Genomic DNA, 15,262 nt, shown 5'->3' on the forward strand with positions numbered 1-15,262 from the left:
ATCAAGGGCATGATTTCCCTTGCTGCAAGCACTGCGCAGACGCGCGGCATTATCAGGCAGCGGGAGTTAGTGTTTTCTGCGGCGTACCTTGAGGGTGTACGGCATAGTGCGGATCTTACGCATGATGCCAGCCAGATGAACACGGTCTTTGGTAGTCAGCAACACAGTCACTGTATAGAGGCGGCCATCGCGTTCTTCGGTCGACAGGCCATGAATGTTCGAGCCGGTCTTCGAGATCACATTAGTCAGTTCAGCCAGAGCGCCCTGACGGTTCTGCATGTCGACTTTCAGTTCGGCTATGAACTCCTGATCGTAGTCTCGGGTCCATTCCACCGCCATGTACTTGTCCGGTTCACGCTGGTAACCACGCACGTTCGGACAGGTTTCACGGTGCACAACCAGACCACGACCCGGGGAGACATGGGCAATGATTGAATCGTCCGGGATCGGATGACAACAGTTGGCAAAGGTCAGCAGAATGCCATCCGCACCGCGGATTGGCAGTTTCTTCTTCGGCTTACCGTCATTGCTGCTGGTCGCGGTCAGAGCTTCTGCATCGCCAAGTAAACGACGTGCAATGACTATGCTCATCAGCTCACCCAGACCAATTGCAGCCAGCAGATCGTTCTCGCTGGCGATCTTGAGATCGCTCAGCACCTGAGTGAGGCTTTCCTGGCCGATGTCGCTCAGTGACGGGCCACCCAGCGCATGGTTGAGCAGACGACGACCGAGTGAAATCGACTCTTCACGGCGCATGGTTTTCAGTACCTGACGAATCTTGGTGCGTGCACGTGAGGTCACGACATAGTTGAGCCAGGCTGCATTCGGACGCGCGCCCGGTGCACTGATGATCTCAACCGTCTGGCCGTTCTTGAGAGATTTACTCAGCGGGTAAGGCGTGCGATCGACGCGGGCGCCGACACAGGTGTTACCCACATCGGTATGGACGGCATAGGCAAAATCGACCGCGGTCGCGCCGACTGGTAATTCGACAATGCGGCCTTTCGGTGTGAAGACGTAAATCTCGTCCGGGAACAGATCCGATTTCACGTTTTCAATGAATTCAAAGGAGTTACCGGCACTTTGCTGCAGCTCAAGCAGGCTTTGCATCCAGCGCTGCGCTTTAATTTGTGCCGTGGTTCCGCCACGTTCGCCGTTGGCTTTGTAAGACCAGTGTGCCGCCACACCTTTGTCCGCCATCTGGTCCATGTCTTCGGTACGGATCTGCACCTCGACCGGCACGCCGTGCGGGCCGACCATAGAGGTGTGGATCGACTGATAGCCGTTGGCTTTAGGTACTGCGATGTAATCTTTCATCCGCCCCGGACGTGGCTTGTACAGGCCGTGTACCTGACCGAGCACGCGATAACAGGTATCGGCGCTATCGACAATCACGCGGAAGGCGTAAATATCCATGATGGTATGAAAACGCTGTTCTTTGGTTTTCATCTTGTTGTAGATGGAGAACAGGTTTTTCTCGCGCCCGAGCACACGTGCCGGCAGTCCGACTTCCTGCAGACGATCTTCGATTTCGTTGTGGATGCGCTGAATCATCTCTTTACGGTTACCGCGCGCCGCTTTAACCACCTCTTTTAACACGCGGTAGCGGTTAGGATATAAGGCTTCAAAGCCGAGTTCTTCGAGCTCGGTTTTGATGTTGTGAATACCGAGACGGTGGGCGAGCGGGGCGTAAATTTCCAGCGTTTCGCGCGCGATACGACGTTTCTTATCCGGACGCAGGGCACCTAAGGTGCGCATGTTGTGGGTACGGTCAGAGAGCTTGATCAGAATAACGCGGATGTCCTGCACCATGGCGAGAACCATTTTGCGGAAGTTTTCGGCCTGAGCCTCTTTGCGATCGCGGAATTTGAGTTTATCCAGTTTGGATACGCCATCAACCAGTTCTGCGACTGCCTGACCAAACTGCTGCTCCAAATCTTCTTTGGTGACATCACAGTCTTCGATGACATCATGCAGGAGAGCGGCTTGCAGAGTTTCCAGATCCAGGCGCATTTCGGCCAGGATGCGGGCAACGGCAACGGGATGGATAATGTAAGGTTCACCGCTGGAGCGGGTTTGCCCTTCATGGGCATCTCTTGCCACGACATAAGATTGGCGCAGAGCCTCAATTTGAGGCTCTGAGAGATATTCCTGGGCAACATCTTTGAGGCTATCGAATAGATACAAATTTCAGGCCCGAGTGTTGATTAATTCCTGAGGCAGAATTAACGGTTGTGCACGATGCTGCTTACCGCTGCCAATTCTGCCGCTTCTTGCTCTTGCTGCTCTTGGCGTTCACGCGCGTCTAGCACATCTTTAGTGATAAGACCTTCTTCGATTTCGCGCAGAGCGATAACCGTTGGCTTATCGTTCTCTTCCGGCACCAGAGAGTCTTTACCGCCAGTTTGCATTTGACGAGCGCGGCGAGCCGCAATCAGAACCAAGTCGAAACGGTTACCAACTTTTTCAACAGCGTCTTGAACAGTTACGCGTGCCATGAGAACTCCAAATAGTTAACTAAAATGTTGAATGACGAGAAAGTATACAACCTAACGCTGTGAGATACTAGCGACAGGCTGGCAAATTCATTAATCCTTATCTGCGGCGCAACCACCGCAGATTAAGGCGAGGCGGGATTACTCCGCCAGAAGCTCAGACAGCATAGCGCTATATTTAGCAGCTTGTTTATCCTGCTTCAATCTTTCCGCACGGATGATGGCTTTAAAGTCAATCAGCGCGACATCGAAATCATCGTTGATGATGACATAGTCGTACTCGCCGTAGTGGGAGATTTCCGACCGGGCTTCGCTCATGCGCTTGGCAATCACCGCTTCGCTGTCCTGGCCACGAGCGTTGAGACGGCGCTCCAGCTCTTCTTTGGACGGCGGCAGAATAAAGATACTTTTGCTGTGGGGCATCTGGGTACGGATCTGACGTGCACCCTGCCAGTCGATGTCAAGGAACACATCGATACCTTTATTCAGGGTCTCTTCAATCCATACCCGTGAGGTACCGTAATAGTTACCGAACACTTCGGCATACTCTAGAAATTCGCCTTTGCCGATCAGCTCTTCAAAGTGCTCTTTCTGTACGAAGTGGTAATGTACGCCATCTTGTTCACCCGGGCGCATACCGCGTGTGGTGTGCGAGACCGAGACTTTCATCGCATAGGTCGGGTTACGTTCCAACAATGCTGAGATCAAGCTCGATTTTCCTGCGCCACTCGGTGCAGAAACAATATAGAGAGTACCTTTGCCCATTAGTTCGGTTCCACTTTGGTTGGGATCGTGTGCTCAACCTGGCGGTTGGGCAGCCTGAAAGCAGTTCTGACCGCGTTCATCTCATTGAGAGGCTGAATTTAGGTCAGAAAAATGGAGGCGAAGATTAGCACGATCTTCAGGATCTTCTCAAGCAAAAGGTCATCTGCGCTGATCCATGCCGAGTTGGTTGCGGACGCTGCCGACTCGGCGTGCGGCGGCGATACTTATCATCCGCCAGCCTCTTGCGGCACAAGCGGATTGCGGTATAATCGCCGCCCCATCGCGATTGGCTGAATTTTCGCCGTCCGATACGATAATTTATCAGGAAACAGCGTTTTCCATTTGGGTTCCCTCGCCCCCAAACCAAACCAAAAAGGTACAATATGAGTCCGTTTTCGTCGGCGCAACAGCGCAAAGCCCTGACCGTTCTGGTCCTGTTTCATTTGATCATTATTGCGTCCAGTAACTATCTGGTCCAGATCCCGTTTACCCTGTTTGGTTTTCATACCACCTGGGGCGCGTTTACCTTTCCGTTTATTTTTCTCGCCACAGACCTGACCGTGCGGATTTATGGTCCGGCGCTGGCAAGGCGTATCATCTTTCTGGTCATGGTGCCATCGCTGGCGGTGTCCTACCTGTTATCGGTGATTTTTTATCAGGGTCAGTTTCAGGGCCTGGCGCCACTGGGTGAATTTAACCTGTTTGTGGCCCGGATTGCGATGGCCAGCTTTATGGCCTATCTGTTCGGCCAGATGCTGGATGTGCAGGTGTTTAACCGCCTGCGTCAGATGAAGCAGTGGTGGGTCGCGCCGACAGCCTCTACCTTGTTCGGTAATGCGCTCGATACGCTGGCATTTTTCGCGATTGCGTTTTATCACAGTCCGGATCCGTTTATGGCCGAACACTGGAGTGAAATTGCCCTGGTTGATTACAGTTTTAAGCTGATCATCAGTCTGGGCCTGTTTGTGCCGATGTACGGTGTGCTGCTCAACTACCTGGTCGCGAAGCTGACCAGGTTGAATGAGCCGCAAACGTCGGCGCTGCAGCAGTGCTCGTAATCGAAGTGGTTGCCAAGTAAACAGGTTGCAAATAAAGCGGCGAGTCAATCACAACGATACAAATGAAAAAGCCCGGGTCAGTTCAGACCCGGGCTTTTTTGTTCACGGCTATTTTTTTGCTTTGCTGAGCTCAGCTCAGATCAGCTTAGTGCGAGTGTGCCTCGCCAGCACCTTTAGGGAAGCGGATCGATTCCACCATGTCCTGTACTTCGGTCGGTACTTCTGCGGTGAATTTATTCACCACAATCGAGACCACAAAGTTCAGACACATACCCAGAGTACCGATACCTTCAGGACTGATACCGAAGAACCAGTTGTCCGGAGTGCTGGCTGCCGGGTTAATGAACTTGAAGTAGATGATGTACGCCGCCGTAAAGGCAATACCCGCTACCATACCCGCAATCGCGCCCTCTTTGTTCATCTTCTTATAGAAGATGCCGAGGATAATGGCCGGGAAGAAGGAAGCCGCTGCCAGACCGAAGGCGAAGGCCACCACCTGAGCCACAAAGCCCGGAGGGTTGATGCCGAGATAACCGGCGGCAACAATCGCCACGACCGCCGCGCCACGCGCGGCCAGCAGTTCCTGTTTGTCGGTCATATTCGGTTTGAAGCCTTTTTTCAGCAAGTCGTGGGAAATTGAGGTTGAGATCACCAGCAGCAGACCCGCTGCGGTTGACAGTGCAGCCGCCAGGCCACCCGCTGCCAGCAGACCCACAACCCAGTTTGGCAGTTTCGCCAGCTCAGGAGAGGCCAGTACGATGATGTCGCGGTTGATGTTCATCTCGTTGCGCTCGTCACCGGAGTAGAACATTTTGCCATCGCCGTTTTTATCTTCCCAACTGACCAGGCCTGTGCTTTCCCAGTTCTTATACCAGCTTGGAGCCTGTGCAGCGGCAACACCCTGCATATCCGGACCGTTAATGGTGTCGATCATGTTGACGCGGGCAAACGCCGCGACCGCAGGTGCTGTGGTGTACAGCAGCGAGATAAACAGCAGTGCCCAACCGGCAGAGATACGCGCGTCACGTACTTTTGGTACGGTAAAGAAGCGGATGATAACGTGTGGCAGACCTGCAGTACCGACCATCAGTGCCGCACAGATAAAGAACACGTCGACCATACTCTTATTGCCTTCGGTATACGCGGTAAAGCCGAGTTCCTGGGTCAGGCCGTCCAGTTTATCGAGCAGATAAACGTCTGAGCCGACGGAGGTGGAACCCATACCAATTTGTGGCAGCGGGTTACCTGTCATCATGATAGAGGTAAAGATAGCCGGAACCAGGAAGGCGAAAATGAGGACACAGAACTGTGCCACCTGGGTGTAAGTGATACCTTTCATGCCGCCAAGTACAGCGTAAAAGAACACGATGGCCATACCAATCACGATACCGATGTTGATGTCGACTTCCAAAAAGCGCGAGAACACGACGCCCACACCACGCATCTGCCCCGCCACGTAAGTGAATGAGACGAAGATGGCACAGAACACCGCAACCATACGCGCGGTTTTGGAGTAGTAACGTTCGCCGATGAAATCCGGTACCGTAAACTGGCCGAATTTACGCAGATAAGGAGCCAGGCAGAGTGCCAGCAGCACGTAACCACCGGTCCAGCCCATCAGATAAACGGCACCATCGTAACCGATGAACGAGATGATACCCGCCATAGAAATAAACGATGCTGCCGACATCCAGTCCGCCGCGGTCGCCATACCGTTCGCTACCGGGTGAACACCGCCGCCCGCCACATAAAACTCGCTGGTTGATCCGGCACGGGCCCAAATCGCGATACCGATATACAGGGCGAATGACAGGCCAACCAATAAAAACGTCCAAGTTTGAATATCCATGTGCGAAACCTCTTAGTCTTCCTGTACGTTATACTTCTTGTCTAACGCGTTCATGCGTGCGACATAGATGAAAATCAGTGCGACAAAGGTGTAGATCGAACCTTGTTGAGCAAACCAGAATCCCAGTTTGAAGCCGCCAAGATGGATTGTGTTGAGTGCATCGACGAATAAAACGCCGGCACCGTAAGAAACAATGAACCAGATCGCCAGCAGCGATCCCATTATTCTCAAGTTTTCCTTCCAGTAGGCTTGAGCGTGTTCTGTGGATTCGAACGACATAGCCTTCTCCTTCCGTAGCTGTCTGAGTAGATGTGATGTTAATGTAATGTTACGGTTTTTAATGTAGCAGCGAAAAGGCAAGGGATCTGTGCAACTTTAGTCGTGACTCATACCACAGCTTATGGTGTTAAATGAGGGGATTAGCTCAGTAGCACTGGGATGGTGCATTGTTAATGTTGTGTTAAATTAGCCAAAGGTCTAATCCGGCATAAAATGAGATTGGTGGTTAGACCAGTTTGTATGAGGTGCCGGTGTGGCAGCGTGCTTGCCGCCGATCAGGCCGCGAGGTATTTGTTTACACAAACTTTTCGTCACAAGCGGCGGTTTTCGTGCACAATAGATAAGCCGTGACCGAGCGGTGCGTTGTTAGGTTTCAGTAAGCAGAGGGAGTGACAGTGGACGCAATTACCATCAACAGTTTTTTTTTGGTCGGTGCACTGCTGATCGCGCTCAGTGTGTTGCTGAGTCCGGTCTCATCCAAACTGGGCATTCCCATTCTGCTGGTGTTTCTCGCCGTGGGCATGCTGGCCGGTGAAGACGGTGTCGGTGGTATTCTGTTTGATAATTATCCGGTCGCGTATCTGGTCAGTAACCTGGCCCTGGCGGTGATCCTGCTCGATGGCGGGATGCGTACCCGGGTGGCCAGTTTCCGGGTCGCTTTCTGGCCCTCGGTCTCCCTGGCGACCATCGGGGTGGCCATCACTACCGCACTGACCGGGTTGATGGCAACCTGGTTGTTTGACCTTGATTTAATGCAGGGCATTCTGGTCGGCGCGATTGTTGGCTCGACGGATGCAGCGGCGGTATTTTCTCTGCTTAAAGGGCGCAGCCTCAATGAACGGGTCGGCTCGACACTGGAAATTGAGTCCGGTACTAACGACCCGATGGCGGTCTTTCTGACGGTTACCATGATTGCGGTGCTCTCCAGCAGCGGCAGTGAACTCAGTATCGGCTTCCTCGCGCTGAGTTTTATTCAGCAATTTGGTATCGGTGCGGCGCTGGGGTTGATTGGCGGCTGGTTGCTGTGGAAGCTGATTAACCGCAATCAGCTGCCGGAAGGCCTGTACTCGATTTTAACCGTCAGCGGCGGTCTGATCATTTTTGCGTTGTCGAATGCGCTCGGCGGCAGCGGTATTTTGTCGATTTATCTGGTCGGTCTGCTGATAGGTAACCGTCCGACCCGTAGTCGCCATTCGATTCTTAACGTGCTCGATGGCATGACCTGGCTGGCCCAAATCAGCATGTTCCTAGTGCTTGGCCTGCTGGTGACGCCGTCCAATCTGGTCACGATTGCCTTGCCGGGGCTGGCACTGGCATTTGGTATGATTCTGTTTGCGCGTCCGATTTCGGTCTGGATTGGTTTACTGCCGTTTCGCAGTTTTACCGCCCGGGAAAAATGGTTCATTTCCTGGGTCGGCCTGCGCGGCGCGGTGCCTATCATTCTGGCGGTCTTCCCGATGATGGCGGGCCTGCCCGGAGCTCAGCTCTATTTTAACCTGGCATTCTTCGTGGTGATGGTCTCGCTGATAGTGCAGGGCGGCACGCTGACCAAAGCGATGGCACTGGCCAAAGTGGAGTTGCCACCCAAACCTGAGCCGATTTCGCGCACTGGCGTTGAAGTGTTCCCGACCAGTGAATGGGAGCTTCTGATCTATACCCTGAAAGAGGACAAGTGGTGTATCGGCGAACCGCTGCGTAATCTCTTTATGCCTGAAGGGACGCGGATTGCCGCCGTATTTCGCGATAAACAGCTGTTCCATCCGTCCGGGAGTACCCAGTTGCAGGAAGGGGACACCCTGTGTGTGCTGGCGCAGGATAAAGATCTGGAAGCGCTCAGCCGTCTGTTCAGTGAAGCGCCGCACAAAGAGTCGCTGGCGCGTTTCTTCGGTGACTTCTTCCTGGACATCGAGGCAAGACTGTCGGATGTCGCCATGCTGTACGGTCTGGATCTGGGTGAGGGGATTGAAGGCAAAACATTGCGCGATCTCGTTGGTGAGCACCTTGGTGCCACCCCGGTACTCGGTGACCATTTTGAATGGCAGGGGCTGTACTGGGTCGTGGCCGATGTGGTGGACTGGAAAGTAACGAAAGTGGGCTTACGTCTGCCGCCGGATGATGAGGAAACGAAGCCGGGGGAGTAAGATTACGCGTTCAACTCGTTGAGCAAAATCACCGCCTGAGTGCGGTTTTTCACTCCGAGTTTACGGAAGATGGCCGTCATATGCGCTTTGATGGTCGCTTCCGAGACATTGAGTTCATAGGCGATCTGCTTATTGAGCAGGCCATCGGACAGCATGCCCAGTACCTTGTACTGCTGCGGTGTCAGAGTGGCAATCTTTTCTGCTAAGTCATTGTAGCTGCTGCTGTCGGTCACCAGACCTTGCGGAAAATAGGGTTCTCCGCCCAGTACCTGGTTAATGGCACTGATCAGCGTGCGCATATCACTCGATTTAGGAATAAAACCAAACGCGCCGTGCGATTTGGCCTGCGAGACCACAGGCGCATCTTCACTGGCTGAGACCACCACGATCGGCAATTCCGGATATGCTGCGCGCAGGTGGATAAGCCCGGACATCCCGTTTGCGCCCGGCATTTTCAGATCCAACAGCAGCAAATCCGGTTCCGGCTCTTTTTCCAGCAGCGTCAGCAGCGCATCATGAGAATCCGCTTCCAGCAGGTTGGCCCCGCTGACCGCCATATGAACCGACTGGAACAGGGCATTACGAAATAACGGATGATCATCGGCGATGATGATGGTGTAGGTAGAGTCCATGAGTGTGCGCACTTTTAACAAATAAGTTGAATAAATTATTGTCTGCTTTGAAAATATGGACAATCTTCACACGCTAAAAGTCTGAACTATATCCCTATTTTGGGGCAGACTATTGCAACAAAAAAGCGCCGGACGTCGAGTCGTACGTCCGGCGCTGCTTTACGCTCGCCAGTCAGAGACCATCAGTTGGTGAGCGGCGCTTCAAACACAGCGACTGACCAGGCCGGTACCGACAACTTGCCCGCGCTGATGCTGGCGCCAAAACCCAGTGAGGCGCTGCCGGCTTGTTGCTGGATGCTGTGCAGCTGGTAGCCACTGGCGTCCACGCCGGCAAAATCCGTCACTGCATCCGGTGACGCGTTCAGTACCACGATCAGGCCCTGGCGTCCGGCATCGATATTGGCATCGTACAGCGCGCCACTGTTATCGAGCTTCATCACGATAAGGCCGGGGATCTGTGCACTGCCGGTATTGTGGAATGTCACCCGGCGCAGGATTTCACTGCCCTTACCCAGCGTCAGTAGTCCCGAAGACGCACGCAATTGCGTCAGCTCGGTGAAGTACTGCTTCATGGCACTGATTTGTGCGCTGCCCGGTTTGGCCGCTGCACCGGCACCGTTGATCACTTGCTGGATGACAGTCCAGTTGTCACCGTCTTTATCGGCGCGCGGCAGACCGACATCCCAGTTATTGCCTTGCATACTGAAATCAACCCGGTTGAACCAGTCGCCGGAATCGTACGAGTCGCGTTGCATCGACTTGGAACGCAGCAGTTCACTGCCCATGTGAATAAACGGTACACCCTGGCCAAGCATGGCTGAAGAGAGGCTGACAGCCTGCATTCGTACCCGGGTGTCAGCAGACGCGGCGTAGTCGATTTTGTATTGGTTGTTGTCCCACAAGGTCTGGTTGTCGTGTTTGGAGACATAGTTCTGAATCTCCCACGCATCTTCGGCATAACCGGCGGCCTGGCCGTTATAGTCCAGTTCGGCCCCTGTGATCGGGTGATCCTGGCTGTCAGTAAAGGTGAATGCTTTCAGGTTACCCGCCATGCCAAGCCGGACCAAATCGGCAAGATGTAGTGCAGTGGCTAAATTATCGCTCGCGGCCAGCTCATTCGGTTGTACGTAGATACCGTTACCAAAACCCTGATTGGCGCGCAGCGCTTGCTGGCTGTCGAATGGGCCACCACCACGCACGGCATCACGCAGGCGATCAGAGAATGAGCCGATACCTGTGCCGCCCAGATGAGCCTGGCTGGCCTGGACAAACATGCGGTCATCGGCCACTTCACCAAAGTTCCAGCCTTCACCATAGAAGTAGACATCCGGATTAATCGTCTGGGCGGCTTGCAGCGTATGCTGGATTTGCGTCAGCGGATGATGGCCCATCAAATCCCAGCGGAAAGCGTCAATTTTGTAGTCGCGCACCCAGGTAGTGATCGAGTCATCAATCAGTTTGGCAAACATGCGGTTTTCCGGTGCGGTGTTGGAACAGCAGGTCGAGTTTTCTACCTGGCCCGAGAACTCATTCAGGCGCTGATAATACCAGGGCACGATCCGGTCGAGCACCGATTTGGAGGACACGCCCGCTTCATTGGTATGGTTATACACCACATCCATCACCACATTCAGGCCGATATCCTGTTTGATCGCCATGATCATCGCGCGGAATTCGCGGATGCGGGCCAGTCCGTCGGGAGCGCTGGAATATGAGCCTTCCGGTACGGTGTAGTGGTAAGGATCGTAGCCCCAGTTAAAACTGTCGACATCTCGCACCAGGGCATTGAGGCGCTGCACGGCCTGCGTCTGCTTGTCATCGCTTTGCAAAGCGCTGAACACCTCGGCCAGGGTGTCATTACTGCTACAGTAAGCGCCCAATTCGCTGTCGGCGCTGACACTTGACTGCAGTTGGCACAGCTTACTGAATGGCTGGTCGATATCGGCCACTTGATCCGGGTCTTCGTTAATGGTGGCAATATCGAAGACCGGCAGCAGATGCAGATGGGTGATCCCCGCATCCGCCAGCGCTTTGAGGTGGCTCACGGAGACGGAATCACTCTGGGTAAATGCGCTGAACTTGCCGCGATACTGGGCTGGCATGCTGGTATCTGAAGAGGAAAAATCACGCACGTGCGCTTCATACAACACAAATTGGGCCGGATTACTTTGTGAGTGAGGAGCCATGAGCGTTGTCCAGCCGCTGGGGGTAACATCGGCACTGTCTAAGTTAACCACCTGACTGTATTGCGAGTTGAGCGCCAGGCTGTGTGAGTAGGGGTCGGTCACCTCGTACTCCTCGACCTGATCGGTCACCGGATGGTAGACCTTGACCCGGTAACGATAGAAATCACCATGGCCCAGACTGGTATCGTTAATAAACCAGCTGCCTGAGGCCCCATCCCAGTTCATCGCCAGCGTCGCCTGCAACTGCTTATCGGCGTTATAGGCCATCAGTTCTACCGACTGCGCAGTTGGTGCCCAGAGGCGGAAACTGGTGCTATTGCCGTTGACGACAGCACCGTACTCAAGCTGACTGGCGGCATCGGCATAGAGTGCATCCAGGGCACTGGCCGGCTGCACTTCGGTTGCGGCTATCACACCACTGCTGTCGCTGGCTACCAGCCATAGCTGGCCTTTAAGCAGGGTTTTCAGATCGAGCGAGGCATCAGCAAAGTCAAAGTGAAAGGCGTGAAACTCGCCGGCCAGGTGGGGTTTACTGCTCTGCCAGCCGTCACTGGCAGTTTGAGCAGAGCTGACCACGGCATCAAAATCACGCACCGTTTTACTGTTGCCGTCAAAGCTCATACTGGCGTCTGCTGAGTAATACAAGGCCACGGAGGTTGCCTCAGCCGATGCGACCAGCAAGGTATTCGCGTCGGCAAAAATGGCACTGGCGCCGCTCAATTCGACCTGGGTCTGAGGTAACCGGGCGAGAGGCTGATAATAAACTTTGTCGGTACCCTTAAACACAAATCCGATCGGACCTATCGCGCCCTGCTGAGCAAAATCGAAACTCAGATTGGCCGTCTGGTAATCGCCGTTGCTATGACTGTTGGGGATGATATTGATGCAGTTGTTGTTGCTGTTGGTGGGCAAATCCCAATAGGCTCCATAGGTCGGGCTGAAGCCGGTGGGAGCCAAACCCGGCCAGGTCGTACTACTGTCAGCATAGCTGGTGCATTCACCTTCATTCCAGACATGCAGGGTAAAGCTATCGCTGTCGCCGTCTTCACTGTGCAGATAAATGCGGGTGGTATCGGCGGGCAGGTCATTCAGCGGGATTAACTCCGGATAGACAGCCGCGACATTTTGCTGAGTATAAACCTGGTTGTCGGTGCCGAGTTGGGTCAGATCGATTTTGGCATCATATTCGCCGAGGACTTTATTGCCGTCCACGCGCGGAATGAAGTTGACACACTGGGTGGCATCCTGATTGATAGGGAGCTGCCAGTACGCACCGAATTGACTGTCGATACCATCAGGGGCTAAGCCCTGAGCCCAGTCTGATGCCATGCCGGTATCGCCGGCAAAGGCATTGCAGTTGTCATCGTTCCAGACATACAGGCTGGCATTTTGGTAGGCGTTACTGTCGGTACTGAACGTCGTCACCGTATCACTGGCTTTATAATACACGGTGACCGTCTGGGTACGGCTCTTTGCTTGTGGGTCAGACGAAGAATTACAGCCGGCCAGAACTCCGGCGGCGATAACCGGCAGCATCGCCTGCCAGATTACCGAATGAGGCAGAGTAGGTTTGTTCACGTGGTTGACTCCTGATTATTATGATTTATCCGGCCCATACCGGGATTTATTCAGTCGTCATGCTAGATGCTGGCGGGGTCTACAAAGTGTGAGTCAGTTTGGCAAAGATAATTTGGTGCCAGAAAAAATCGCAACCTGGAGCAAAAATCACGAAGTGTGGGATGAGTTGTAGTGAGTTTAAGCACATATTGAAGGTTGAGAGGCAGGGATGAGTGCCGGAGGGTGAGCTGCCCGGCGCACACTATGCGCGGGTTCAGTATCGCAACAGCGGTGCAGTCTGGTTGTATTAGCGCCATAAGCCGCAACAGCCACCAGATATTTCAGCCGCTTAGTTTGCCGGCTAAAATATCTGGCTGCAGAGACGACCGCTTAGATCTTGGTTACAGCTTATGCTGCTGCAGATGGGTGAGGAACTCTGCTGCGGGAAGGAAGCCGGTGATACGGGCTGAGTCGAGTGGCTGCCCCTGCGCATCCCAGAACGCGATGGTTGGCAGGCCGAGTACCTGCAACTGACGCAGCAGTTCGATATCCTGTGGCTGGTTGCGGGTCACATCCGCTTGCAACAGCACGAAGTTACTCAGTTTCTGCTCGACATCTGGCTGGTGGAAGGTGTACTTCTCGAACTCTTTACACGCCACACACCAGTCAGCGTAGAAGTCGAGCATGACTGCTTTACCTTGCGCGCGTGCTGTCGCTAGTTGCTGATTGAGATCGGAGACATCGGCTATGCGGGTGAACTCAATCTGTGGCGTGTTTTGCAGCTGGGCAGTGCCGGGCATAAACCAGTGGTTCAGGGCTGGCTGAGCTGAGGCCAGCAAGCCAAGAATGGCAATGATGCCGAGCAGGCTCTGTTTCCAGCCGGCAAACGGCAGGCTGTTTTTGACATGGTACAGCCAGCCGAAAGCGGCCAGTCCCAGTGCTGACCATAAAATAGTGGACCAGCTCTCCGGCAGCAGACGCTCCAGCAGGAAAACCGGAGCGGCGAGCAGAATGAAACCAAACAGGGTTTTGACTCGATCCATCCAGGCGCCGCCTCTTGGCAGCAGGCGGTTACCGAACATCGCGACCAGAATCAGCGGGATCCCCATGCCGAGCGCCAGCGCGTACAAAGCAATCCCGCCAGTCAGCAAATCGCCACTTTGGGCCACGTACAACAAGGCTCCGGAAAGCGGCGCGGTGGTGCAGGGTGAGCAAACCAGACCGGATATCGCCCCCATGGCAAACACGCCAGCCAGGCTGCCACCTTGTTGCTGATTACTCAGGTCAGCCAGCCAGGTCTGAACTTTGCCGGGTAATTGGATGGTGTAGAGCCCGAACATCGACAGCGCCAGCACGACAAATAACAGACTCAGGCCGATTAATACATACGGATGCTGCAGCGCGGCCTGAAACTGTAAACCCGCCTGGGCGACGACCAAACCGAGCAGGGTATAAGTCAGTGCCATTCCTTGCACATAGACCAGGCTGAGCAACAGGGTGCGGCGTTGTGACAACGGCTTACCACCCAGAACGATACTGGTCAGGATCGGATACATCGGCAGCACACACGGGGTGAACGCGAGACCGATGCCGAGCAGTAAAAACAGCAGCGGTGTCCACCATGCCGCGGCCAGTTGCGAGGCCAGTGAGTCCTGAGGTGAGGTCGGCAACGATGTTGGCGGCGTCAGTGCTGCTGCTTTCACCTCCGGGGGCTTGGTCGATGCTGGCGTGCTGCTGTCTGTAAAATGGTTAACCTCGATCACCCGGGTCTCAGGTGGGTAACAGAAGCCAGCCTTGGCGCAGCCCTGATACTGTATGGTCAGTTGTGCTCCGGTCTGATACTGGCTGAGCGGAATATTAACCGACAGCGGGGTGGTATAGATGGTGACGTCGCCGAAAAATTCATCATGATAAGGCTCACCCGGCGGTAATTCGACCTGACCGGTCTGCACATCTTGACCCTGCAGCGTGATGCGATCCTGATACAGGTAATAGCCCGGTTTTACCTGCCAATCGAGGTAGATTTGATTGCCTTGCTGAAAGTAACTGAAGGCAAACGCTTCATCCACCGTGACAAAACGGCTGTTGCTGTTGCCCAGTGTTAAAGGGTTGCTGTTACCAAATGCGGCAAAAGCGGGTGCATTGAGTGCGCCGCACAGCAGTAGAATTAGGGAAAAAATTAGTCGCATCATTAGGATATTCTGAATAAGTGAACGCCCATACTATACCTGAACTATCGTTGAGTTCGGCGGATTGTGTCAAATTTCATCAAGCCGCCGACATATTGGTATCTCTGCAGG

The 15,262-nt window shown here is 54.0% G+C and carries 10 protein-coding genes; 2 read left to right on the forward strand and 8 right to left on the reverse strand.

The window, feature by feature from the left end:
* Positions 1 to 66: 66 nt before the first annotated feature.
* The 3 genes from spoT to gmk all read right to left on the reverse strand — a co-directional run bounded on the left by spoT (position 67) and on the right by gmk (position 3,260).
* A complete protein-coding gene (gene spoT / locus KNV97_RS19790; RefSeq protein WP_136485408.1) occupies positions 67 to 2,187 on the reverse strand; it encodes a bifunctional GTP diphosphokinase/guanosine-3',5'-bis pyrophosphate 3'-pyrophosphohydrolase in 2,121 nt (706 codons plus the stop codon).
* Between the two features lie 38 nt (positions 2,188 to 2,225).
* Positions 2,226 to 2,498, reverse strand: a complete 273-nt coding sequence (rpoZ, locus tag KNV97_RS19795; protein ID WP_004728487.1) for a DNA-directed RNA polymerase subunit omega — start codon at positions 2,496 to 2,498, stop codon at positions 2,226 to 2,228.
* Between the two features lie 138 nt (positions 2,499 to 2,636).
* Positions 2,637 to 3,260, reverse strand: coding sequence for a guanylate kinase (gmk, locus tag KNV97_RS19800; protein WP_136485406.1), 624 nt, complete (start codon positions 3,258 to 3,260; stop codon positions 2,637 to 2,639).
* A gap of 383 nt (positions 3,261 to 3,643) precedes the next feature.
* Here gmk and KNV97_RS19805 point away from each other — a divergent pair, with 383 nt between their 5' ends.
* On the forward strand, positions 3,644 to 4,318 hold the full coding sequence (locus KNV97_RS19805; protein ID WP_136485404.1) for a 7-cyano-7-deazaguanine/7-aminomethyl-7-deazaguanine transporter: 675 nt from the start codon (positions 3,644 to 3,646) through the stop codon (positions 4,316 to 4,318).
* Positions 4,319 to 4,463: 145 nt separating this feature from the next.
* Here KNV97_RS19805 and KNV97_RS19810 read toward each other — a convergent pair whose 3' ends face one another.
* Positions 4,464 to 6,167, reverse strand: a complete 1,704-nt coding sequence (locus KNV97_RS19810; protein ID WP_218562627.1) for a sodium:solute symporter family protein — start codon at positions 6,165 to 6,167, stop codon at positions 4,464 to 4,466.
* Positions 6,168 to 6,179: 12 nt separating this feature from the next.
* Positions 6,180 to 6,446 (reverse strand): DUF4212 domain-containing protein, encoded by a 267-nt coding sequence (locus KNV97_RS19815; protein WP_136485399.1) that lies wholly within the window; start codon positions 6,444 to 6,446, stop codon positions 6,180 to 6,182.
* Between the two features lie 395 nt (positions 6,447 to 6,841).
* Here KNV97_RS19815 and KNV97_RS19820 point away from each other — a divergent pair, with 395 nt between their 5' ends.
* A complete protein-coding gene (locus KNV97_RS19820) occupies positions 6,842 to 8,587 on the forward strand; it encodes a potassium/proton antiporter (protein WP_136485397.1) in 1,746 nt (581 codons plus the stop codon).
* Between the two features lie 2 nt (positions 8,588 to 8,589).
* Here KNV97_RS19820 and KNV97_RS19825 read toward each other — a convergent pair whose 3' ends face one another.
* The 3 genes from KNV97_RS19825 to KNV97_RS19835 all read right to left on the reverse strand — a co-directional run bounded on the left by KNV97_RS19825 (position 8,590) and on the right by KNV97_RS19835 (position 15,154).
* Positions 8,590 to 9,219 (reverse strand): response regulator transcription factor, encoded by a 630-nt coding sequence (locus tag KNV97_RS19825; RefSeq protein ID WP_136485395.1) that lies wholly within the window; start codon positions 9,217 to 9,219, stop codon positions 8,590 to 8,592.
* Positions 9,220 to 9,401: 182 nt separating this feature from the next.
* Positions 9,402 to 12,983, reverse strand: coding sequence for a pullulanase-type alpha-1,6-glucosidase (gene pulA / locus KNV97_RS19830; RefSeq protein WP_218562628.1), 3,582 nt, complete (start codon positions 12,981 to 12,983; stop codon positions 9,402 to 9,404).
* A 380-nt stretch (positions 12,984 to 13,363) separates the two neighbouring features.
* Positions 13,364 to 15,154: a protein-disulfide reductase DsbD gene (locus KNV97_RS19835; protein WP_218562629.1), complete on the reverse strand. Its 1,791-nt coding sequence runs from the start codon at positions 15,152 to 15,154 to the stop codon at positions 13,364 to 13,366.
* Between the last annotated feature and the right edge of the window lie 108 nt (positions 15,155 to 15,262).

It is taken from the genome of Vibrio ostreae (genome assembly GCF_019226825.1).
Classification (GTDB): Bacteria; Pseudomonadota; Gammaproteobacteria; order Enterobacterales; family Vibrionaceae; genus Vibrio; species Vibrio ostreae.